This is a genomic window from Stenotrophomonas sp. LM091 (assembly GCF_001806305.1).
Lineage (GTDB): Bacteria > Pseudomonadota > Gammaproteobacteria > Xanthomonadales > Xanthomonadaceae > Stenotrophomonas > Stenotrophomonas bentonitica_A.
Genome location: NZ_CP017483.1, coordinates 2,031,023 through 2,052,098 on the forward strand (window position 1 = coordinate 2,031,023; position 21,076 = coordinate 2,052,098).

Annotated in this window: 20 protein-coding genes; 10 read left to right on the forward strand and 10 right to left on the reverse strand. The window is 67.3% G+C overall.

What is annotated here, in order from left to right; genetic code table 11:
- Positions 1 to 112 precede the first annotated feature (112 nt).
- Positions 113 to 1,135 carry a pteridine-dependent deoxygenase gene (locus BIZ42_RS08875; RefSeq protein WP_070426213.1) on the forward strand — a complete coding sequence of 341 codons (1,023 nt, stop codon included), beginning with the start codon at positions 113 to 115 and terminating at the stop codon, positions 1,133 to 1,135.
- Positions 1,136 to 1,333: 198 nt separating this feature from the next.
- On the opposite strand, the gene cydB is transcribed toward BIZ42_RS08875, so the two are convergent.
- Both cydB and BIZ42_RS08885 read right to left on the reverse strand, forming a co-directional pair.
- Positions 1,334 to 2,347, reverse strand: coding sequence for a cytochrome d ubiquinol oxidase subunit II (gene cydB, locus BIZ42_RS08880; protein WP_019185501.1), 1,014 nt, complete (start codon positions 2,345 to 2,347; stop codon positions 1,334 to 1,336).
- Between the two features lies 1 nt (position 2,348).
- On the reverse strand, positions 2,349 to 3,746 hold the full coding sequence (locus BIZ42_RS08885; protein WP_070426214.1) for a cytochrome ubiquinol oxidase subunit I: 1,398 nt from the start codon (positions 3,744 to 3,746) through the stop codon (positions 2,349 to 2,351).
- 319 nt (positions 3,747 to 4,065) lie between these two features.
- On the opposite strand from BIZ42_RS08885, the gene BIZ42_RS08890 reads away from it, so the two are divergent.
- The 5 genes from BIZ42_RS08890 (at position 4,066) to hemF (ending at position 10,134) form a co-directional block, all read left to right on the forward strand.
- Positions 4,066 to 6,432 carry a S9 family peptidase gene (locus tag BIZ42_RS08890; protein WP_070426215.1) on the forward strand — a complete coding sequence of 789 codons (2,367 nt, stop codon included), beginning with the start codon at positions 4,066 to 4,068 and terminating at the stop codon, positions 6,430 to 6,432.
- 28 nt (positions 6,433 to 6,460) lie between these two features.
- Positions 6,461 to 6,880 (forward strand): NUDIX domain-containing protein, encoded by a 420-nt coding sequence (locus tag BIZ42_RS08895; protein ID WP_070427489.1) that lies wholly within the window; start codon positions 6,461 to 6,463, stop codon positions 6,878 to 6,880.
- A 66-nt stretch (positions 6,881 to 6,946) separates the two neighbouring features.
- Complete coding sequence (locus BIZ42_RS08900; RefSeq protein ID WP_070426216.1) at positions 6,947 to 7,510, forward strand: hypothetical protein; 564 nt, start codon at positions 6,947 to 6,949, stop codon at positions 7,508 to 7,510.
- 51 nt (positions 7,511 to 7,561) lie between these two features.
- Positions 7,562 to 9,196 carry a hypothetical protein gene (locus BIZ42_RS08905; RefSeq protein WP_070426217.1) on the forward strand — a complete coding sequence of 545 codons (1,635 nt, stop codon included), beginning with the start codon at positions 7,562 to 7,564 and terminating at the stop codon, positions 9,194 to 9,196.
- A 41-nt stretch (positions 9,197 to 9,237) separates the two neighbouring features.
- Positions 9,238 to 10,134, forward strand: coding sequence for an oxygen-dependent coproporphyrinogen oxidase (hemF, locus tag BIZ42_RS08910; RefSeq protein WP_019185641.1), 897 nt, complete (start codon positions 9,238 to 9,240; stop codon positions 10,132 to 10,134).
- 29 nt (positions 10,135 to 10,163) lie between these two features.
- On the opposite strand, the gene BIZ42_RS08915 is transcribed toward hemF, so the two are convergent.
- Together BIZ42_RS08915 and polA are read right to left on the reverse strand one after the other, a co-directional pair.
- Positions 10,164 to 10,640: a YetF domain-containing protein gene (locus tag BIZ42_RS08915; protein ID WP_070426218.1), complete on the reverse strand. Its 477-nt coding sequence runs from the start codon at positions 10,638 to 10,640 to the stop codon at positions 10,164 to 10,166.
- A 358-nt stretch (positions 10,641 to 10,998) separates the two neighbouring features.
- The gene (polA, locus tag BIZ42_RS08920) at positions 10,999 to 13,770 is read right to left on the reverse strand and encodes a DNA polymerase I (protein ID WP_070426219.1); all 2,772 of its coding nucleotides are present in this window, start codon (positions 13,768 to 13,770) and stop codon (positions 10,999 to 11,001) included.
- A 97-nt stretch (positions 13,771 to 13,867) separates the two neighbouring features.
- Between polA and BIZ42_RS08925 the strand changes: the two genes are divergently transcribed.
- Both BIZ42_RS08925 and BIZ42_RS08930 read left to right on the forward strand, forming a co-directional pair.
- Positions 13,868 to 14,149, forward strand: coding sequence for a DUF2782 domain-containing protein (locus BIZ42_RS08925; protein WP_019185638.1), 282 nt, complete (start codon positions 13,868 to 13,870; stop codon positions 14,147 to 14,149).
- An 82-nt stretch (positions 14,150 to 14,231) separates the two neighbouring features.
- A complete protein-coding gene (locus BIZ42_RS08930) occupies positions 14,232 to 14,471 on the forward strand; it encodes a hypothetical protein (RefSeq protein WP_070426220.1) in 240 nt (79 codons plus the stop codon).
- Positions 14,472 to 14,583: 112 nt separating this feature from the next.
- Here the strand turns inward: BIZ42_RS08930 and BIZ42_RS08935 are convergent, their stop codons facing one another.
- From BIZ42_RS08935 to BIZ42_RS08945, 3 genes are all read right to left on the reverse strand, one after another.
- Positions 14,584 to 15,030, reverse strand: a complete 447-nt coding sequence (locus BIZ42_RS08935) for a universal stress protein (RefSeq protein ID WP_019185636.1) — start codon at positions 15,028 to 15,030, stop codon at positions 14,584 to 14,586.
- A gap of 74 nt (positions 15,031 to 15,104) precedes the next feature.
- The gene (locus BIZ42_RS08940; RefSeq protein ID WP_070426221.1) at positions 15,105 to 15,674 is read right to left on the reverse strand and encodes a sugar O-acetyltransferase; all 570 of its coding nucleotides are present in this window, start codon (positions 15,672 to 15,674) and stop codon (positions 15,105 to 15,107) included.
- Between the two features lie 49 nt (positions 15,675 to 15,723).
- On the reverse strand, positions 15,724 to 15,981 hold the full coding sequence (locus BIZ42_RS08945) for a hypothetical protein (RefSeq protein WP_019185634.1): 258 nt from the start codon (positions 15,979 to 15,981) through the stop codon (positions 15,724 to 15,726).
- Positions 15,982 to 16,195: 214 nt separating this feature from the next.
- Between BIZ42_RS08945 and BIZ42_RS08950 the strand changes: the two genes are divergently transcribed.
- The gene (locus tag BIZ42_RS08950) at positions 16,196 to 16,927 is read left to right on the forward strand and encodes a ThuA domain-containing protein (protein ID WP_070426222.1); all 732 of its coding nucleotides are present in this window, start codon (positions 16,196 to 16,198) and stop codon (positions 16,925 to 16,927) included.
- A gap of 4 nt (positions 16,928 to 16,931) precedes the next feature.
- On the opposite strand, the gene BIZ42_RS08955 is transcribed toward BIZ42_RS08950, so the two are convergent.
- Positions 16,932 to 17,486 carry a hypothetical protein gene (locus tag BIZ42_RS08955; protein WP_070427490.1) on the reverse strand — a complete coding sequence of 185 codons (555 nt, stop codon included), beginning with the start codon at positions 17,484 to 17,486 and terminating at the stop codon, positions 16,932 to 16,934.
- A gap of 137 nt (positions 17,487 to 17,623) precedes the next feature.
- Positions 17,624 to 17,950 (reverse strand): low molecular weight protein tyrosine phosphatase family protein, encoded by a 327-nt coding sequence (locus BIZ42_RS08960; RefSeq protein WP_070426223.1) that lies wholly within the window; start codon positions 17,948 to 17,950, stop codon positions 17,624 to 17,626.
- A 108-nt stretch (positions 17,951 to 18,058) separates the two neighbouring features.
- Between BIZ42_RS08960 and BIZ42_RS08965 the strand changes: the two genes are divergently transcribed.
- The gene (locus BIZ42_RS08965; protein WP_083279929.1) at positions 18,059 to 18,796 is read left to right on the forward strand and encodes a hypothetical protein; all 738 of its coding nucleotides are present in this window, start codon (positions 18,059 to 18,061) and stop codon (positions 18,794 to 18,796) included.
- Positions 18,797 to 18,863: 67 nt separating this feature from the next.
- Here BIZ42_RS08965 and uvrD read toward each other — a convergent pair whose 3' ends face one another.
- Entirely contained in the window at positions 18,864 to 21,053 is a 2,190-nt protein-coding gene (gene uvrD / locus BIZ42_RS08970) for a DNA helicase II (RefSeq protein WP_019185629.1), read from the reverse strand.
- Between the last annotated feature and the right edge of the window lie 23 nt (positions 21,054 to 21,076).

A 21,076-nucleotide genomic window follows, 5' to 3' on the forward strand; every position in this document is an offset into this window, starting at 1 on the left:
TGGATGGGTACCAGGAGAAGGCCGTCGACATCGCCTGGCACCGGTGGCGGCGCCGGGAAAGGAGCGCACGCTATCATGACACTCTCGGCACTGGCTGCATTCACATTCTGAAATGAGCAACACGATCGACAACGCAACGGCCCCGGCAGTCGCTTCCCCTTCCTCCGGACCCGCGTTGTTCCGTGTCGCGTACGTCCCGGCCACGCAGCGCGAGGCGGCACTGGCCGACCCGCGCACGCTGGCCGTGTTCGGCTTCGGCCTTCCCCGCGCCACGCTGGACGACCCGCGCTGGCTGCAGGTGCCGCTGGCCGAACAGGGCCCGGCGCAGATCGAGGTCTGGCGCGGCGGCACGCCGGTCGAACACGGGGTCACCGACGGGGTACGCTGGTCGCACAACGACAGCCTGCTGTTCGGGGTGCTGGAGATCGAGGAGACCGACAGCGATATCGAATCGGCTGCGGCCGAGGCCTACGCGCGGATGAGCGCGTTCCTGTCGCGGTGCGGCTATCCGCACCTGCTGCGGACCTGGAACTATCTTGATGCCGTGACCGAGGGCGACGGTGACCAGGAACGTTATCGGCGCTTCTGCGTGGGCCGCGTCCGTGGCCTGCGCGAGCTGGACGAGGCCGCGCTGCCGGCGGCGACCTGCATCGGCCGTTTCGATGGCGAGCGCCGCCTGCAGGTGTATTGGCTGGCCGCGCGTGAACCGGGCCAGCCGCTGGAGAATCCGCGCCAGGTGAGCGCGTTCCGGTATCCGCGCCAGTACGGGCCGCAGTCGCCCAGTTTTTCGCGTGCGCTGCTGCCGCCGCTGGCGACGGGCCTGCCGCTGCTGCAGTCGGGGACGGCGGCGATCGTGGGCCATGTGTCGCAGCACACGGGGGCGGTGGATGAGCAGTTGCGCGAGACGCTGACGAATCTGCAGAGCCTGGTGGATACGGCGCGCGGCCAGCGGCCGTCGTTGTCACCGGTGCTGGGTTCGGGCTCGGTGCTCAAGGTGTATGTGCGCCGAGCGGAGGATATGGGCCCGGTGGCGGCGCAGATGGCGGCGCTGCCGACGGCACCGCCGTTCGTGGTGCTGCATGCGGAGGTGTGCCGCGCGGAGCTGCTGGTGGAGATCGAGGGGCTGCACGGCTGAGCCAAACGGCGTGATGTGCCGGTCGTGCCTGATCGGGGTCGGCGTCGGTGGCGTGCTGCCCGTAGAGCCGACCGTCGGTCGGCTGCTCTTCGCCATCGCTGGCACCCGTCGAGCCCCCATGGATGGGTTTACGGCACGTGCGGGCAGGGTCTGACCGCCCTCGCCCACACGGAACCGGGAATAGCCACCGCGCTTTCCTCAGTGATACCCCACATCCGCCCGCACCTTGCCGCGGAACACCCGGTACGACCACGCCGTATAGCCCAGGATCACCGGCAGCAGGATCACCAGCCCGACCAGGCTGAAGCTCAGCGACGAGGCCGGCGCGGCGGCCTGCCACAAGGTCATGCTGGGGGGCAGCAGGTACGGCCACATGCCCAGCACCAGGCCGATGAAGCCCAGCACGAACAGGCCCAGCGTCAACAGGAACGGCGGCAGATCGCGCTTGGGGTGCATCGCGCTGCGCCACAGCGCCGTGGCGACCGCCAAGGTCAGCAACGGCACCGGCGAGAGCCACCAGAAGTTGCCATCGCTGAACCAGCGCGCCATCAGGCGCGAATCCAGGAACGGCAGCCACGCGCTGACCAGGCCCATGAACACGATCACGGCGACCACCAGCGGGCGGGTCAAGGTGCGCGCGAAGGTCTGCTCGCGGCCCTCGGTCTTGAGGATCAGCCAGGTGCTGCCCAGCAGCGCGTAGCCGAACACCACGGCAGCGCCGGTCAGCATCGAGAACGGGCTGAACCAGCTGAAGGCGCCGCCCACGTAACGGCCATCCACGACCTGAAGGCCCTGCACAAGCGCGCCGAGGATCACGCCCTGCGCGAACGCGGCCAGCAGCGAACCCAGGCCGAACGCCACGCTCCACAGCTTGCGCGAGCGGTGTGCCTTGAAGCGGAATTCGAAGGCCACGCCGCGGAACACCAGCGCCACCACCAGCAGCAGCACCGGCAGGTACAGCGCGGACAGCAGCGCGGCGTACGCCTTCGGGAAGGCCGCCATCAACCCGGCCCCGCCCAGCACCAGCCAGGTTTCGTTGCCGTCCCAGATCGGCGCGGCGGTGTTCATCATGATGTCGAGCTGTTCTTCATCCTCGGCCATCGGCGCCAGGATGCCGATGCCGAGCACGAAGCCATCGAGCACCACGTACATCAGCACGCCGAAGCCGATCACCGCGAACCATGCCACGGGCAACCAGGTGGTCATCTCCATCTCAGCGCTCCTCCAGCGGTTCATCGGCACCGGACAGCGGCCGCGCCGGGGTGTGGCTGCCGGCATCCAGCTTCGGTGCCGGCTCATGCGGCTTGGGACCGGTGCGGATGATCTTCACCAGGTACCAGATGCCCCAGCCGAACACGAACGCATAGCCCACGATGTACACACCGAGCGACAACGCCGTCATCCACGCAGTCTGCGGGCCGACTGCATCGGCCGTGCGCAGTACGCCATAGACCACCCACGGTTGCCGGCCCATCTCGGTCACGAACCAGCCGGAAATCAGCGCGATGAAGCCGCTGGGCAGCATCCAGTTCCAGCCGCGGATCAACCAGCGCGACTGCAGCAGTTTGCCGCGCCACCACTGGAACGCCGAGACCCAGGCCAGCAGCAGCATCAGCGTGCCCAGCCCGACCATCACCCGGAATGCGAAGAACACCGGGACCACCGGCGGCCGATCGCTGGCAGGCACCGAGGTGAGCGGATCGAAGGTGCCATCCAGCGAATGGGTGAGGATCAGGCTGCCCAGGCGCGGGATCGCGATCTCGTAGTCATTGCGCTCGGCCTTCTCGTTGGGCACGGCGAACACCACCAGCGGCACGCCCTTGCCCTCGCCTTCGGAATGCCAGTGCGCTTCCACCGCCGCGATCTTCATCGGCTGGTGCTTCAACGTGTTCAGCCCATGCATGTCGCCGACGAAGATCTGTACCGGCACCGTCAGCGCGGCAAAGCCCACCGCGGCCAGCAGCATCTTGCGACCGGCCTCGCGGTGCACGTCCTTGCGCAGGTACCACGCGCCCACGCCACCGATCACGAAGCAGGTGGTAATGAACGAGCCCAGGGCCATGTGCGCGAGGCGATACGGGAAGGAGGGGTTGAACACCACCTGCCACCAGTTCTGCGGGTGCACGATGCCGTCGATGATGTCGTAGCCGGCCGGCGTCTGCAGCCAACTGTTGGAGGACAGGATCCAGAACGTGGAGACCAGCGTGCCCAGCGCCACCATGCAGGTGGAGAAGAAATGCAGCCGCGGCGAGACCTTGCCCCAGCCGAACATCATCACGCCCAGGAAGCTGGCTTCCAGGAAGAACGCGGTGAGCACTTCATAGGTGAGCAGCGGCCCGATCACGGTACCGGCGACCTCGCTCAGCCGCGGCCAGTTGGTGCCGAACTGGAAGGCCATGACGATGCCGCTGACCACGCCCATGCCGAAGGACACGGCGAAGATCTTCTGCCAGAAGAAATACAGCTCGCGCCAGACCGGATTGCCGGTGCGCAGCCAGCGCGATTCGACAAAGGCCAGCCAACTGGCGGTCCCGATCGTGAAGGCCGGGAACAGCACGTGGAAACTGATGACGAACCCGAACTGGATCCGGGACAACAACAACGCGTCCAAGAGACGCCTCCGACTGGCTTCTGGAATCCGCACCAGTCTGGGCCTGTATCCGTGAAAGGCACATGCGACCCGGTGACGCGCTGCTTCACTTTGTCGCAGGTGGGTCGGGCGCTGGGCCCCCATACCCTTGGAGGCGAAATAAAGGGGGAGGGGGCGGCCGCAGGCCGACGCCGGAGGACATTCGCCGGAAGGGGTATGGGGGCCCAGCGCCCGACCCACCGGCCGTCGCTCATGAACGCACGCCCATGACCTGTGGCCCCTTCCCGCGGCCCTTGCGGCTGCTACGCTTGGCGGGTTTTCCTCATTGGTGCCGCCCGCAATGCCCAGAACGCTGCCTTTGTCCCTGCTGCTGCTCGCCGCCCTTGGCGGCGCTGCCCATGCGGCGCCGACGCCGATCACCATCGAGCAGGCCATGGCCGACCCGGACTGGATCGGCCCCCCGGTCGAAAGCGCCTGGTGGTCGTGGAACAGCCAGCAGGTGGAGTACCAGCTCAAGCGCACTGGCAGCCCGGTGCGCGACACCTTCCGCCAGCCGGTCGCCGGTGGGGTGGCGGCGCAGGTTGGCGATGACCAGCGCGGCACCCTGGATGTGGACAGCCCGGTCTACGACAGCGCGCGACAGCGCTCGGCGTTCGTGCGCAATGGCGATGTGTTCGTGCGCGACCTGCGCAGTGGCGCGCTGACCCAGCTGACCCGCAGCACCGAAAAATCCGGCGCGGTCAATTTCGCCCGCGATGGCGGCGTGATCTGGCGCACCGGCCAGAACTGGTTCCATTGGACGGCCGCCGCCGGCGTGCAGCAGGTCGCCAGCCTGAAGGCCGAGAAGAACCCGGACGATGCGCCCAAGGCCGACACCCTGCGCGAGCAGCAGCTGCGCACCCTGGCCACGCTGCGCAACGATCGCGCCCAGCGCGAGGCGCTCAAGGCGCAGGAAGCCAGCTGGCGCCGTGCCGACGGCACCCGTGCACCGGGTCCGGTGTATCTGGGCGCCGATGTGGAGATCGTCGACAGCGTGCTCTCGCCCGATGCGCGCACCCTGATCGTGGTCACCAAGCCGAAGAGCTTCGATGAAGGCCGCGGCGGCAAAATGCCCAAGTACGTGACCGAATCGGGTTACGAAGAGTTCGAAGACACCCGCACCCGCGTCGGCCGCAACGATCCCGAGCCGAACGCGCTGTGGCTGGTCGATGCCGTGGCCGGCACGGTCAAGCCGCTGTCGCTGGACGGTCTGCCGGGCATCGCCACCGACCCGCTGGCCGCGCTGCGCAAGGCCGCCGGCAAGGACGCGCTGAAAGGCAATCGCCCGGTGGAAGTGCTGGGCGGCCCCGGCGCGCCCGGCATCCGCTGGAGCGCCGATGGCCAGCAGGCCGCGATCATGCTGCGCGCCAATGACAACAAGGACCGCTGGATCGCCAGCGTGACCCCGGCCAGCGCCAAGCTGGAGACGCGTCATCGCTTGACCGACAGCGCCTGGATCAACTGGAGCTTCAACGATTTCGGCTGGTCCAACGACAACCGTACTCTGTGGCTGCTGTCCGAAGAATCCGGCTACTCGCACCTGTACACCCAGCAGGGCACGGCCAAGCCGCAGGCGCTGACCGGTGGCAAGTGGGAAACCTCGATGCCGGTGCCCAGCGCCGATGGCCGTGGCTTCTACTTCCTGTGCAACCAGCAGTCGCCGGGCGATTACGAAGTGTGCGCGGTCGATACCGCCAGCAGGCAGGTGCGTGAGCTGACCGCGCTCAACGGTGTCGAGGACTTCTCTCTCTCCCCGGACGGCCAGCAGCTGCTGGTGCGGTACTCCGGTGCCTACCTGCCGACCCAGCTGGCCGTGGTGCCCGCCGCCGGTGGCCAGGCCAAGGTGCTGACCGACACCCGCACCGCCGAGTTCAAGGCGCGCGAGTGGATCCAGCCCAAGCTGGTGCAGGTGCCGTCCAAGCACGGTGCCGGTGTGGTCTGGGCCAAGTACTACGGCCCGGACACCTTCGAGCCGGGCAAGCAGTACCCGATCGCCATGTTCGTGCACGGCGCCGGTTACCTGCAGAACGTGCACCAGCAGTACCCGGCCTACTTCCGCGAGCAGATGTTCCACAACCTGCTGGTGCAGAAGGGCTACGTGGTGCTGGACATGGATTACCGCGGCAGCGCCGGCTACGGCCGCGACTGGCGCACGGCGATCTACCGCAACATGGGCCACCCGGAACTGGAAGACTACAAGGACGGCCTGAACTGGCTGGTCCAGACCAAGCAGGGCGACCGTGACCACGCCGGCATCTACGGCGGCTCCTACGGCGGCTTCATGACCTTCATGGCGCTGTTCCGCTCGCCGGGCACGTTCAAGGCCGGCGCCGCGCTGCGCCCGGTGGTCGACTGGCACCAGTACAACCACGGCTACACCGCCAACATCCTCAATACCCCGGACATCGACCCGGAGGCGTACCGCAAATCGTCGCCGATCGAATACGCCGACGGCCTGCAGGACCACCTGCTGATCGCGCACGGGATGATGGATGACAACGTGTTCTTCCAGGACTCGGTCAACCTCACCCAGAAGCTGATCGAGCTGCACAAGGACAACTGGTCGATCGCGCCGTACCCGCTGGAACGCCACGGCTATGTGCGTGCCGATTCCTGGCTGGACCAGTACAAGCGCATCCTCAAGCTGTTCGAAGAGAACCTGAAGTAAGCCAGCGATGACGTCGGTGCCCACTGACGTGCAGCACGCCGCGGCGACGATCGATATCGTCGCCGCGGTCGTTTTCGATGCCGGTGGCCACGTGCTGGTGGTGCGCAAACAGGGCTCGGCGACCTTCATCCAGCCGGGTGGCAAGCCCGAGCCGGGCGAGGCGCCGCTGGCCGCCCTGGCGCGTGAGCTGGACGAAGAACTCGGCGTCACCCTGGTGGCTGGAAGCGCCGTGGCGCTGGGCTGCTTCGAGGCGTGGGCGGTGCACGAAGCCGGGCATCGCGTACGGGCCCATGCGTTCCTGGTCACGATCACCGGGACGCCGCGGCCACAGGCGGAAATCGCCGAACTGGCCTGGGTGCCGTTGCGCCCGCCGCATGGGCGGCGCTTGGCACCGTTGAGCGCAGACCATATCCTGCCCGCGGCCGCAAACGCGGTGGCGGCGACCTAGACGTTGCGGCCTGCCCAACCAGGACACCGGATGTCAGCGTCGCTTCCCCCGCAATTGCCTTCCTCCATGCCCCGGCCCAGCGGGGATGGCGCCCCTGCCTTTCTCGCCCCCCTGCTCAAGTCCGTCCTGCTGGTCTGCCTGGCCTCGGCCGCGATGTGGGCCGTCCTGGCCCTGGTTGCCATTCCACTGTCGGGCGCGGAGGCGCTGCAGGCGCTGCTGGCCGATGAGGAGCTGCACTGGCTGCCCGGCTCGCTGCGCTGGCTGCTGACCCACCCGGTGCTCGCCAACGTGCTGCTGTGCATGTCCAGCCTGCTGGGCAGTGCGGCGTGCTGGGGGATGCTGCGTCGCTGGCGCTGGGCATGGGCACTGTTCATCGTGCTGCTGGCGGTCACCGCCGTGCTCAACGTGATCGCCGCGTGGTTGCTGGACGATGCGTTCGGCCACCTGCTGGCGCAGATACCCGACGACACGATGTCGATTGAACTGCTCAAGCTGCGCAGTGAACTGCGCGTGCAGCGCGTGATCTGCAGCGGCCTTGCCGGCATGACCGCGCTGGCCTTCGCGGTCCTGCAGGGCTGGCTGATCGTGCGCCTGTGCGCGGCCGATGTGCGTGCCCTGTTCCGCCGCTGACATTTCCCCCGCAGCGCCACCGTGCGCTGCACGACCTGCAAGGATGATGGTGTGACCGTTTCCCTCCCCCTTCTGCGCCGCCACGGCTGGCGCACGACCCTGTTCACCCTGCTCACGGCGGTCAGCCTGCCCGCGACCGCAGCCGCCCAGGCGATGGTGTGCGGCACGTTCGTCTCCGAGGACACCGGCACCACGTTGACCCTGCACAGTGCGAATGAAGGCGTGCGGCAGATTCCCGGCCAGGCACCCGAGCCGTACCTCCTCAGCCGCCTCGGCGACGAGCTGAAGCTGGCCGACCTGGACAATGGCGGCGTCGGCGCGCTGACCGTAGAGGACGGCGGCCGCCTGCTCAGCGACCGCTTCAACGCGTACCGCCTGCAGAAGGCCGCCACCTGTCGCCCCGCCACGGTGTTCCCCGCTGCGTCCTGCCGGGCCGAGATCGGCACCTGCCTGGACGACATGCTTTTCGCCAGCAACGACCGCCTCCGCCAGTGGTGCCACGAGGATGTCCCGGCCGCCTGCAAGCGCCTGCTGGCCAACTTCCAGACCGAAGCGCGCGAGGCCGACAGGGTGGTCGCGAGACAGAGCATTGCCGCAGAGCCGCCCGAACCGGACGTCTGCAAGCCCGAATCCGCTCAGTATGACGAGGACGCCTGCCTGGAGGCCGCGCGCGAAGCCGTGAGCCAAGCCTTTGCCAAGGCTCTGCTCGGCGGCCTCACCGCCGATGCCTCGCCGCTGCCGGCCGCGCAACTGGATGAGATCACCGCGCTCTGCCAGGCACAGACCAGCGGCACGTTCTGCGCCAAGGCCGCCGAAGCACTGTGGGACGCCGGCCGCCTGGTTCCCGCCCGCGATGCACTGCATCGGGCCTGCACCCGGGGCCACGACCCGCGCGCCTGTGAGCGGGCCGCCCCGCTGGCGGGGCTGGACGCCACGGCGTTGAGCCCGGTGGCAGCCACGTCCCTGCCCTGCGGCAGCTATGTGGCCAGCCAGGGCCTGATGGACCATCTGCCGTTCGGCGATGGCGGCATGATCGACAGCGGCTTCGGCGGCAAGCTGCGCGCGCGCCTGGTCGATGGCGACATCCGCGTACGTCACGACCAGGGCGACGATTTCGTCTTCAAGCGCCTGGCCAATGGCAACCTCATCGGCATGGACAGCTGGAACCGCTTCAGCTACTACGCACACACCGGCGAGGCGCAGCAGTGCAGCGCGCCGGTGGTCTTCGTCGAAACCCCGCTGCCGCAGGACTGCCCGACGCTGGCCCGCGAAGGCGGTGCCCAGGCGTGCTGCGCGGCCGGCAAGCTGCAGGGCTGCAATGCCGCCGGTCATCAGCTGGCGCTGCGCAACCGCTGGGCCGAGGCGTCGCCGTTCTATCTGACGCTGTGCACCGCCGGCGTGCGCGAGGGCTGCGAGAACCTGGCCAGCGTCTACGAACACACCGGTGACGAGGCGCTGCCCGAGCAGATGGCCGCGATCTGCGCAAAGGACGGCAACGGCACCCACGTCGCCTGCGATGTGCACGCGACCCGCAACTGGGGCCTGCTGCAGGTCAGCGCCGGGCTGGAGCAGATCGCCGAGCGCATGGCCGCCGAGGCCGAGGCGGACGACGATGCCGATGCGCCGGCCCAGGCCCCTGCCGCGACAAAGGACAGCAGCAACCGCAACCGCAAGAGCGGCCACTGAGCACACGCAGGCCGTGCACCGGCCTGCGGTAAAGTAGCGCCATGAACGACTTCGACCGCGTCCGCGCGTATCTGACCGACCTGCAGGACCGCATCTGTGCGGCGATCGAAACCGCCGACGGCCAGGCCCGCTTTGCCGAAGATCTCTGGCAGCGTGCGGAGGGTGGCGGTGGCCGTACCCGCATCCTGCGCGACGGCGCGGTGTTCGAGCAGGCCGGGATCGGGTTTTCCGATGTGGCCGGTACCCGCCTGCCGCCATCGGCCTCGGCGAACCGGCCGGAGCTGGCCGGCGCGTCATGGCGCGCGACCGGCGTCTCGCTGGTGTTCCATCCGGCCAATCCCTATCTGCCGACCACGCACGCCAACGTGCGCTACTTCCGCGCCGAGCGCGATGGCGTGGCGGTGGCGTCCTGGTTCGGCGGCGGCTTCGACCTCACCCCGTTCTACCCGATCGACGAAGACGTGCGGCACTGGCACCAGGTTGCGCACGATCTGTGCGCGCCTTTCGGCGAAGAGCGCTATGCGGCGCACAAGCGCTGGTGCGATGAGTATTTCTTCCTGCGCCACCGCAACGAGACGCGGGGCGTAGGCGGATTGTTCTTCGACGACCTGCATGGCGACTTCGAGCGCGATTTTGCGTATCTGCGCGCGGTCGGCGACGGCTTCATGGACGCCTATCTGCCGCTGGTCGAGCGCCGCAAGGACACGCCGTATGGCGAGCGCGAGCGCGAATTCCAGCTGTACCGGCGCGGCCGCTATGTCGAGTTCAACCTGGTCTACGACCGCGGCACCCTGTTCGGGCTGCAGAGCGGCGGGCGCAGCGAGAGCATCCTGATGAGCCTGCCCCCGCGCGTGCGCTGGGAGTATGGCTTCCAGCCGGAGGCCGGCAGCGACGAGGCGCGTCTGGCCGACTATCTCGTGCCGCGCGACTGGGTGTAACCGGCCGCGGCACCGCAGCGGCCGGAGCGCTACCCCTTCTTCGGCACGATCGTGATGTGGCCGTTGATCTCCAGTACCGCCAGGGCGACATCGTCGATGGACAGGCAGCCCTGCTGACGCATCGCCGCGTCCAGGTCGGCCGGGGTGACCAGTTCGCGCTTGAGCACGGAATCGAGCACTTTGCCGTCGCGGGCAATCAGGATCGGCTCGCCTTCAACCAGGGTTTCCACCCGTCGGCTGCGCGTGCTGAGCCAGCCCACGCCGTAGTTGATCGAGATCAGCGTCGCCGCCAGCAGCAGGCCGCCGCCCAGGGAGGTGTCCTGGCCCAGCAGGGCGTTCTGCACCGCGTTGCCGAGCAACACGATCAACAGCACGTCGAACGGGGTGATCTGGCCCAGCGCGCGCTTGCCGGACAGCCGGACCATGCCCAGGACCACCACGTACACCACCACCGCGCGCAGGATGAATTCCCACCACGGCATGGCCAATGCAAACAGGTCGCTCATCGCCTTTCCCCGGACTGGTCCAGCCAGCATGGGCCGGCACCCGCTGCGAGGCAATGGCCGGGCGGCGCGGAGGGGCTGCTTTCGGCGCCACAAATAAAAAGCCCCGCCAACCAGGGGGAGGTTAGCGGGGCCGGGGAACGGGCGCTTGGGGAGGAGCCCCCGTTCCGAGATCTGCTCCAGGGGATGGGAGAGATCCACAACAGGCATTGCGCCTGTCGAGGTCTATCAAAGCACTCCGAACATTGATAGTTCGTGAAGGGGCCCAATTAATCCGCCCCTCTTCCCGGAAACATTCATCCAACAGTCAGATTATCGTGGCGCAATGAACCAATTCAGCCTTTTGACTGTGATTCAGGCCTCAATGTGCCTCATCCCAGTTATCACCGACGCCGGCATCCACCACCAGCGGTACCCGCAGTTCGGCCGCTGACGACATCAATTCAACGACTTTCAAACGCAAGGTATCGAGGAAACTGCTTTCGGTTTCAAAGACCAGTTCATCGTGTACCTGCAGAATCATCTTGGCCTGGTCGCTGTGGTCGAGCAGCCAGCTGTCCACCTTCACCATGGCGCGCTTGATGATGTCGGCCGCCGTGCCCTGCATGGGGGCATTGATGGCGGCGCGTTCCGCCCCGGCGCGCAGGCCCTGGTTGCGGGCGTTGATGTCGTTCAGGTACAGCCGACGGCCGAACAGGGTCTCCACGTAGCCCTGGTCCCGGGCCTGCTGGCGCATCCGTTCCATGAAATCACGCACGCCGGGGTAGCGGCTGAAGTACAGCGCCACGTAATCCTGGGCCTGGCCGCGGTCGATGCCCAGGTTGCGGGCCAGCCCGAACGCACTCATGCCGTACATCAGCCCGAAGTTGATCGCCTTGGCGGCCCGGCGTTCGTTGGAGGTGACCTCCTCCAGGCTGCGGCTGAAGACTTCGGCCGCGGTCGCCCGGTGCACGTCCACGCCCTGCTCGAAGGCCCGCACCAGGCCGGGATCTTCGGAGAGGTGGGCCATGATCCGCAGTTCGATCTGCGAGTAATCGCAGGCCAGGATCTTGCGGCCCGGCGGGGCGACGAAGGCGCGGCGGATGCGGCGGCCGTCCTCGGTGCGGATCGGGATGTTCTGCAGGTTCGGGTCGGACGAGGACAGCCGGCCGGTGGCGGCGCCGGACTGGTGGTAGCTGGTGTGTACCCGCCCGGTGTCCTGGTTGATCATCTCCGGCAGCTTGTCGGTGTAGGTGCTGCGCAGCTTGGCCAGCCCGCGGTACTCCAGGATCACCCGCGGCAGTTCATGCTGCTCGGCGATCGCCTCCAGCGCCTCTTCGTTGGTGCTGGGCTGGCCCTTGGGCGTCTTCACCAGTGCCGGCAGCTGCAGTTCGTCGAACAGCACGGCCTGCAGCTGCTTGGGCGAATCCAGGTTGAAGGTGCGCCCGGCCAGCTCGGTGGCCTTCTGCTGGGCGGCCAGCATGCGCGAGCCCAGGTCCTGGCTCTGCCGGCGCAGCTCGGCCATGTCGATGTGCACGCCATTGGCTTCGATCCGCGCCAGCACCGGCACCAGCGGCATCTCGATGTCGCGGTAGACGCCGTCCAGCGAGGGCGTGGCCTGCAGTTGTGGCTGCAGCGCGTGGTGCAGGCGCAGGGTCACGTCGGCATCTTCGGCAGCGTAACGGCACGCTTCGTCCAGGCCCACCTGCGAGAACGAGATCTGCTTGGCGCCCTTGCCGGCCACCTCCTCGAACTTGATCGTGGTGTAGCCCAGGTAGCGCATCGCCAGCGAGTCCATGTCATGGCGCGTGGCGGTGGAATTGAGCACGAAGCTCTCCAGCATGGTGTCGTCGTGGTACCCCTGCAGGTTCACGCCATGGCGGCGCAGCACGTGCAGGTCGTACTTGCCGTGCTGGCCAAGCTTCTTCCTGGTGGGGTCTTCCAGGGCAGGGCGCAGCGCTGCCAGCACCTGCTCGCGCGGCAGCTGGGCCGGCGCACCCGGGTAATCATGGCCGACCGGGATGTAGGCCGCCCGGCCCGGCTCGACCGCCAGGCTGATGCCGACCAGGTTGGCGCGCATGGCGTCCAGCGCGTCGGTCTCGGTATCGAAGGAGATCAGCTCGGCCGTGGCCAGGCGCTGCACCCAGGCGTCCAGCTGTTCAGTGGTCAGCACCATCTCGTACTCACCGGGGGCGGAGAGCGCCGGGTCGACCGGCACCACCGCCTCCTCCGCCGTGCCGCGGGCGTAGCCGGCCGCGGTGCCGCGCAGGCTGACCGGGGCATCGCTGGCGGCAGCGGGGGCCGGCACCGGGCCGCCCAGCTCCTTGAGGGCCTGGGTGAAACCGTAGCGCAGGTACAGCTCGCTCAGCGAGGGCACATCCGGCTCGCGCAGCGGCAGCGTCTGCGGCGTCACCTCCAGCGGCACGTCGGTGCGGATCGTGACCAGCTCGCGGTTGAGCGGCAGGCGCTCCAGCGCCGCGCGCAGGTTTTCGCCGATCTTGCCCTTCATGGTCGGGGCTGCGGCGATCACGCCGTCCAGGTGCTGATACTCGGCCAGCCACTTGGCGGCGGTCTTGGGGCCGCACTTTTCCACCCCCGGCACGTTGTCCACCGCGTCGCCCATCAGCGCCAGCAGGTCGACGATCTGGTCGGCACGCACGCCGAACTTCTCCATCACCGCCGCGTCCGAATCCATGCGGCTGCCGGTCATGGTGTTGACCAGCTCGATGCCCGGGCGGACCAGCTGGGCGAAGTCCTTGTCACCGGTGGAAATGGTGACCTGCAGGCCATCGCGGTGGCCCTGCAGGGCCAGCGTGCCGATCACATCATCGGCTTCCACGCCGGGGATGCGCAGGATGCTCAGGCCCAGCGCTTCGACGATGCGGCACATCGGCTCGATCTGCGGGCGCAGGTCGTCGGGCATCGGCGGGCGGTTGGCCTTGTAGTCGGCGTACAGGTCGTCACGGAAGGTCTTGCCCGGCGCATCGACCACGAAAGCGACGTACTCGGGGCGCTCCTTCAGGGTGGCGCGCAGCATGTTGACCACACCGAACAACGCGCCGGTGGGTTCACCGTGTGCGTTGGTCAGCGGCGGAAGCGCGTGGAACGCGCGATACAGGTAACTGGACCCGTCAATCAGGACTAATCGGCTCATGCGACGATTCTACGCGCCCGGCCCTGACCGTCGTCGGCACCGGGCTCACGATCCATCGGGCATAATCAGGCCCTCTTCGCCCAAGGACTCCCGGCCCATGAAGATTCTGTTGCTCGCAGGCCTGCTCGCGCTGGCCGGCTGTGCCACCGGTGGCGGCGGCAGGCCCCCGGTCGATGTCACCGGTGCCGACGTGGTCAAGACGGTCCAGGACAACGGCGACACCATCGAGGAATACCGGGTGGGTGGCCAGCTGCGGATGGTCAAGGTGACCCCGTCGCGCGGTGCCCCGTTCTACATGTATGACCAGAACGGCGATGGCCGCATGGACAGTGACAAGGACGGCGTCTCGCCGGTCTACTGGAAGCTCTACAGCTGGTGAACCGCGGCGTTGTCCGCCCGGCCGCCCCGTGTCCGCACGCGGTGGCCGGGGCAACACGCCCGTCCCTGCACGCCTACGCTCGATGACCACACCCGAACGCCGCACTGTCCCGAACCCGGCTGAACTGCGCGCCGGCCTGACGGCGGAGCAGCGCCAGGCGGTGGAAACGCTGGAGCATTTCGGCTGGCAGCTGCGCTTCGTGCGCCGCCCGCTGTTCCGCGACCCGATCCCGGTACTGTTCGACCGCCACGGCGAGCGCTATGTGGTGCTGCAGACCGATGGCACGCTGGATGAATCGCAGACGTTGAAGCTGCGCGACTGATCGGACGCGCACGCTTTGCGACGAAGGGGAGGTAGTGCCGGCCGCTGGCCGGCTGCGCGTGCATCGGGCCAACCTGGGAGCCGGCCAGCGGCCGGCACTACCGCTTTCCCCATTACCGGATGACCAGTACCGGTACGGTGCTGCGTGCCAGCACTTCGGCGGTCTGGCTGCCGAGCAGCACGCGGGTGACGCCACGGCGGCCATGCGAGGTCATCACGATCAGGTCGCTGCCGCGTTCAGTGGCAGTATCGATGATGCCGTCGGCGGCATAGCGGTCAAGCACGTGCACGGTGGTGGTGCGCAGTCCCTGCGCCTCGGCGGCGGCCTTGGCCGGCTGCAACACTTTCTGCGCGGTCTCTTCGCGGTCGGCTTTGTACTCGGGCGTGTTCATGTAGCCCACGCTCCAGCCCATGGCGTCGTACATGCCCACCGCCCACGGTTCGGAGACGGTCACGATATCGACCTCGGCATCGAGGTCCCTGGCCAGCTCCAGGCCCTTGGCCAGGCCTTTTTCAGCCAGCTCCGAACCATCGGTGGCGATCAGGATGCGCTTGTACATGGCAGAGCTCCTTGGGGTGGCAATGGGAACATCACCATTGCACACCCGATGTGGACGCGGTGCCTTGAGCTGGATCAATCGCCGTGGGTGCGTGCAGTCACTCCCCGTGCCGGGTTGCCCACCACCGTCGCACCGGCCGGTACATCGCGGGTGACCACGCTGCCGGCACCGACCACCGCGTCATCGCCAATGGTCACGCCGGGCAATATGATCGCGCCCCCGCCGATCCAGACATTGCGGCCGATGCGCACCGGCCTGGCCGACTCCAGGCCCTGCGCGCGTGCCTGCGGGTCGCGCGGATGGTCGGCCGCATAGATCTGCACCGCCGGGCCGATCTGGGTGCCATCACCGATGCTGACCTCGGCCACGTCCAGGATCACGCAGTTGTAGTTGAGGAATACGCCCTGGCCCAGGCGGATGTTGCTGCCGTAATCGCAGTGGAACGGCGGCCGGATCACCGCGCCTTCGCCGACCGCACCGAGCTGCTCGCGCAACAGCGCGCGGCGCACGGCCGGGCTCTCGGCCAGGGCGGCGTTGTAACGGACCATCCAGACCTTGGCCGCCGCCATCTCGGCCTGCAGTTCCGGGTCGCCCGGACGATACGGCATCCCGGACAGCATCTTTTCCTTTTCGCTCGGACCCATGTGGCCTCCATCAGACAGAGCCCGATGATGCCGGTTGCCCACGCGCGTGTCAGCGTGCGCCGCGCCGTGTGCCCAGCAGTGCCACCACCGCGAAGACGACGCCGCTCAGCCAGAACCACAACGTTGCGGGGCCGATGCACACCACGCTGGGCTGTGGCTGGCAGCGCAGGCGCAGCAGATCGAAGTCGCCGCCGCCGGCCAGACAGCTCTGCGCGTGGTGGACCAGGGCCAGCACCGGCTCGGCCCAGCCTGCCGACCACGTCAGCAGGACCAGTGCAGCAAGCAGATACGGAATTCCCTTGTTCACGAGTGCGCTCCCAGCGGACAGGGGCAGACTCTGGGCGCCCCCCTTGGAAGCGACAAGCGGCACGCGACGAAGCGTGTGAAATCCGGGATGAGCCGGGGAGGATCCGGGATGAAGCGTGCCCGCCCGCCCCGCCCCCTGCCCGATCGCGCACGCATGCGTTGCCCGTGCTGCAGCGCAGGACGCCAGGCGCCACGGCCCGTGACAGACTCCGCGCATGCGCCGACTGCTCATCGCCCTGCTGTGTTCGCTGCTCCTGCTCCCGATGGCCGGGCTTGCCGCCCCACCCGGCGCCGACCGCATCCTGATCTTCACCCGCACCGCCAAGTTCCACCACGACTCGATTCCAGTGGCCGTGGCGACGCTGCGCCAGCTGAGCACCGAGGCCGGATTGAGGGCGGATCACAGCGAGGATCCGCGCGACTTCCGCGCCGACACCCTCGCCCGCTACCGCGCCGTGGTCTTCGCCAACACCACCGGCGATGTGCTCGACGCCACGCAGCAGGCCGCGATGGAGCAGTTCATCCGCAACGGCGGCGGATTCATGGGTGTGCACGCTGCCGCGGATACCGAGTACGACTGGCCATGGTATGGCGAGCTGGTGGGCGCGTGGTTCCACAAACACCCGGAAGGTCTGCAGGACACGTTGGTGCAGCCCGAACGGGACGGGAAGGCTTCCGGAGTGGCCTGGCCGATCCGCGATGAGCTCTACAACTACCGGCGCAATCCCCGTGGGATGGTGCAGGTCATCGCGACGGTGGACGAATCGCGCTACGACGGCGGCACCATGGGCGCCGATCATCCCATCGCCTGGTGCCGGCCCTTCGATGGCGGCCGCAGCTGGTATACCGGGCTGGGCCACGACGCGGCGGTGTATGCCGACCCGAATGTGCGCGCGCAGCTGCGCCGTGGCCTGCGCTATGCGGCAGGCCACGCGCCGGCGTGTTGATCGATCAGGCGGTGCGTATTACGCGCGCGCCCTGGCACAGCGGGTAGCTCGCCAGCAGATCGGCGATACGCTCGTGCATCGTGTCGAACGAGGCGCCATACAGATACAGCGCCGTCTCGGTCGGGCCCTGCCACCAGCTGCAGATCTCGCCGTGGCCTTCGATACGCTCGACGATCTGCTCGAACACATAGTTCGAATCGCACTGCTCGTAGACCTCATCGGGGAGGTCGGTGCCGTTCAAGTACAACGCCAGGCCCTCGGTGACACCGAACGGCTGATCGGCAACGCCTTCGCGCTGGATCAGCGAGCCCTTGGGTGCACCCAGCTGCTGCAGCAGCTCGATCACGCCGGGCAGCGAGGCCGGATCGTTCAGCGCGATCTCGATATCGCCGTAGTCCACTTCGCCGTCGTCGGTCAGCGCGGTACCACCACCCGTGATCTCGCCCAGTTCGGCAGTGCCCAGCAGGGCATCCAGCGGATCTTCGAACAGCTCGTGGCGATGCTCGGGCTGAAGCTTGGCGTTCAACTTCACGGTGACGTGCAGCGGCGAATCGGTCATGGCGGGGGCCTGCGCGAAAGGAATGCCGCCCATTGTAGTGCCGGCCGCTGGCCGGCTCCCATGTGTAGAGTCGAGCCGTGCTCGACTGCCTTTCGGCAGTAAGCAGCCGAGCATGGCTCGGCGCTACAACAGCGCGGTCAACGCAGGAACGGCGCCACCTTACGTTTGAGCAACTCCACCAGCACCGGGTCCATGTACCCGTAGTCGTCCGGGATATCCAGGCAGATTACCCGCTTGCCGCCCAGCCATGCGTTGTAGCGACTGGACAGCCGGTTGCGGTGCGCCTTCTCCATCACGAAGACCAGGTCGGCCCACTGCAACAGTTCCGGACTGAGCACTTCCTCGGCGTGGGCCAGCAGCCCTGCCGAGGCGGTCTCGATACCGGGCCAATCGGCAAATACCTGCTCGGCCGTCGGGCTGCGCAGGCGGTTCTGGCTGCAAAGGAAAAGTACGTTGCGGGTCATGGCTCGCAGCGTAATCGGGGGCGGATTCCTTTTCCATCGAAAAGGGGATCTGACTCCACAGGACAATCTAAACAAATTGCATTGCTGACGAAGGTTCCGACAGCCATCATGGGCGTCCCCACCGTCCAGATAACCATGATCACCAGAGATGAGCTGTTGAGGGAATTTGGCGAGGTCGGCGAAGCCCATGGTTGCTACGTTGGCAAATACGTCGTTGCGACGTACACGCTTTATTGCTGCCTGCGAAACGCCGACGGGCATGATCTGGCGATCACCTCGAAGGACATCCATGATCCGCAGTTCGCTTCCAGCGTAGGGCTGAGCGCGCCGTCCCACCTGCCTCATGACAAACCGACGATCTTTGCTATTCCACCAAACATCTATGGATTCACCCACGCGATAGCGGTTCCCAGCACGTATCACGGGCTCCTGAACCGCAGTGCGAATCGAACCGACCTGTTCCTGTGTCTGCCGATCTTCCAGTGCGAGTTCAGCGGCAACGAATCAGAAGAGGATTTCAAGTGGTCCACGCATCACATCGTCGACGTCAACAACTGGCGCAGGATCAGGCAACCGAAGATCAGCCTGTATTTCGACAACCCCCGGACTGGCGGCGGAGCGGACAAGGACGGGGCCATCGTGAGTCTTGAGACACTGATGGCCGAGATCGAAAACCTCAACGGAGTGAGCGATGGCTTCATCGAGATCACCAATTATCGCGACGAGGTGATCGAAGTGCTGTCGCCGGAGGAAGGGCGCTACGTGCTGATCCAGAACCGTCAGCATGAAGAGCTGATGGAACGCGCCGGGGTGGTGGCAGCCGTGGAGACGTTCACCACCGGCTGACGACCGACCGCTGTTGTGGAGCCGAGCATGGCTCGGCTCTACAGGAATTCCCGGCCCCCGACGGTGATCAGATCACCGTCAGGTTGGCATACGCCATCACCAGCCATTTGCTGCCGGCTTCGATGAATTCCACCTGCACGCGGGCGTGCTGGCCGCTGCCTTCATAGTCGGTGACCATGCCTTCGCCGAACTTGGGATGGTTGACCATCGCGCCCAGCTTGAGCGGCGGTGCCTCCAGCGCCGCATGGCCCATCACCCGGTTGGCGCCCAGCGAGGTGCCGCGCGAGACCTGCACCTTGGGGCGCACTTCGTTCACCAGCTCACGCGGGATCTCGCGCAGGAAACGCGAGGGCACGTTGTAGTTGTCCTGGCCATGGATGCGGCGCGATTCGGCGTAGCAGAGCACCAGCTTCTGGCGCGCGCGCGTGATGCCCACGTAGGCCAGACGACGCTCTTCTTCCAGCCGGCCGCTTTCTTCCAGCGAACGTGCACTCGGGAACAGGCCGTCTTCCATGCCGGCCAGGAACACCAGCGGGAATTCCAGGCCCTTGGCGGCGTGCAGCGTCATCAACTGCACGCCCTCTTCGCCAGCCTGGGCCTGGCCTTCGCCAGCCTCCAGCGAGGCGTAGGCGAGGAAGGCGACCAGCTCGCTCATGTCCTGGGTTTCTTCGACATCATCCTCGCGACGCACGAAGCGCGAGGCCACCGAGACCAGTTCGTCCAGGTTGTCCGCGCGCGATTCCGAGTCCAGCGCGTTGCGGCTTTCCTTGGACCAGTGCTCGCGCAGGCCCGAGCGCATGAGCACGTGGTCGATGCGTTCGGCCAGGGTCATCGTGTCCGCTTCGGCCTGGAGCTGATTGACCAGCACCAGGAAACCGGCCAGCGCGTTGCGTGCGCGTGCGGCCAGCGCATTCCCCTGGGTGGTCAGCATGGTCGCTTCCCACAGCGAGATCGCCTGGGCGCGCGCCAACCGGCGCACTTCATCCAGGGTGCGGTCGCCGATGCCGCGCGTCGGCGTGTTGACCGCGCGTTCGAAGGCGGCGTCATCGTTGCGGTTGGTCATCAACCGCAGGTATGCCAGCGCGTCCTTGATTTCGGCGCGCTCGAAGAAGCGCATGCCGCCATACACACGGTACGGCACCTGCTCGGAGAGCAGTGCTTCTTCGAACGCGCGCGACTGTGCGTTGCTGCGGTAGAGCACGGCCACGTCGCCGTAGCTGCCGCCATCGCGCACCCACTGGCGCGCCCGCTCGACCACGTAACGCGCCTCGTCCATTTCGTTGTAGGCCGCGTACAGATCGATCGGATCGCCATCGCCGCTGTCGGTCCACAACTCCTTGCCGATGCGGTCCGGGTTGTGCGCGATCACCGCATTGGCCGCGCCGAGGATGTTGGCGGTGGAGCGGTAGTTCTGCTCCAGGCGCACGGTCTGCGCACCCGGGAAATCCTTCAGGAAGCGCTGGACGTTCTCGACCTTGGCGCCGCGCCAGCCGTAGATGGCCTGGTCGTCGTCGCCGACCACGAACACGTGGCCGCTGTCGCCGGCCAGCACGCGCACGAAGGCGTACTGGATGGCGTTGGTGTCCTGGAACTCGTCCACCAGGATTTCGCGGAAGCGCGAACGGTAGTGGGCCAGCAGGGCCGGGTTGTCGCGCAGCAGTTCATGCGCGCGCAGCAGCAGCTCGGCGAAATCGACCAGGCCGGCACGGTCGCAGCGCTCCTGGTAGGCCGCGTAGGCCTGGCGCATGGTCTCCAGCCACGCATCATGCGGCTCGGGCTGGATGTGCTGTGGGCGGCGGCCCTCGTCCTTCTGCTCGTTGATCCACCAGGCGATCTGCTTCGGCGGGAACTTGCCGTCGTCGATCTCCAGCTGCTGGACCACGCGCTTGACCAGCCGCAGCTGGTCGTCCGAGTCCATCACCTGGAAGCTGTCGGGCAGCTTGGCGTCCTGGTAATGCAGGCGCAGCAGGCGGTGGGCCAGGCCGTGGAAGGTGCCGATCCAGGCGCCGCGGCTGCCCTGCGGCAGCTGCAGGTCGATGCGGTGACGCATCTCCCCGGCGGCCTTGTTGGTGAAGGTGACCGCAAAAATGCCATGGGTCGGCACGCCGCAGACTTCATTGAGCCAGGCGATGCGGTGGATAAGCACGCGGGTCTTGCCGGAACCGGCACCGGCAAGCACCAGATGGTGGCCGGGCGGGGCGGACACAGCTTCGCGCTGGGCGGGGTTCAACCCGTCGAGCAAGTGGGAAACATCCATGTCCCCATTTTACGCCCTCCGGG

Bases quoted from the DNA above. Each gene is read 5' to 3' on its own strand.
- BIZ42_RS08940 (WP_070426221.1), bottom strand. From the start codon at position 15,674: ATGGGTCCGAGCGAAAAGGAAAAGATGCTGTCCGGGATGCCGTATCGT.
- BIZ42_RS08965 (WP_083279929.1), top strand. From the start codon at position 18,059: ATGGGCGTCCCCACCGTCCAGATAACCATGATCACCAGAGATGAGCTG.
- hemF (WP_019185641.1), top strand. From the start codon at position 9,238: ATGAACGACTTCGACCGCGTCCGCGCGTATCTGACCGACCTGCAGGAC.
- BIZ42_RS08935 (WP_019185636.1), bottom strand. From the start codon at position 15,030: ATGTACAAGCGCATCCTGATCGCCACCGATGGTTCGGAGCTGGCTGAA.
- BIZ42_RS08925 (WP_019185638.1), top strand. From the start codon at position 13,868: ATGAAGATTCTGTTGCTCGCAGGCCTGCTCGCGCTGGCCGGCTGTGCC.
- uvrD (WP_019185629.1), bottom strand. From the start codon at position 21,053: ATGGATGTTTCCCACTTGCTCGACGGGTTGAACCCCGCCCAGCGCGAA.
- BIZ42_RS08960 (WP_070426223.1), bottom strand. From the start codon at position 17,950: ATGACCCGCAACGTACTTTTCCTTTGCAGCCAGAACCGCCTGCGCAGC.
- cydB (WP_019185501.1), bottom strand. From the start codon at position 2,347: ATGGAGATGACCACCTGGTTGCCCGTGGCATGGTTCGCGGTGATCGGC.
- BIZ42_RS08875 (WP_070426213.1), top strand. From the start codon at position 113: ATGAGCAACACGATCGACAACGCAACGGCCCCGGCAGTCGCTTCCCCT.
- BIZ42_RS08930 (WP_070426220.1), top strand. From the start codon at position 14,232: ATGACCACACCCGAACGCCGCACTGTCCCGAACCCGGCTGAACTGCGC.
- BIZ42_RS08890 (WP_070426215.1), top strand. From the start codon at position 4,066: ATGCCCAGAACGCTGCCTTTGTCCCTGCTGCTGCTCGCCGCCCTTGGC.
- polA (WP_070426219.1), bottom strand. From the start codon at position 13,770: ATGAGCCGATTAGTCCTGATTGACGGGTCCAGTTACCTGTATCGCGCG.
- BIZ42_RS08915 (WP_070426218.1), bottom strand. From the start codon at position 10,640: ATGAGCGACCTGTTTGCATTGGCCATGCCGTGGTGGGAATTCATCCTG.
- BIZ42_RS08900 (WP_070426216.1), top strand. From the start codon at position 6,947: ATGCCCCGGCCCAGCGGGGATGGCGCCCCTGCCTTTCTCGCCCCCCTG.
- BIZ42_RS08955 (WP_070427490.1), bottom strand. From the start codon at position 17,486: ATGACCGATTCGCCGCTGCACGTCACCGTGAAGTTGAACGCCAAGCTT.
- BIZ42_RS08950 (WP_070426222.1), top strand. From the start codon at position 16,196: ATGCGCCGACTGCTCATCGCCCTGCTGTGTTCGCTGCTCCTGCTCCCG.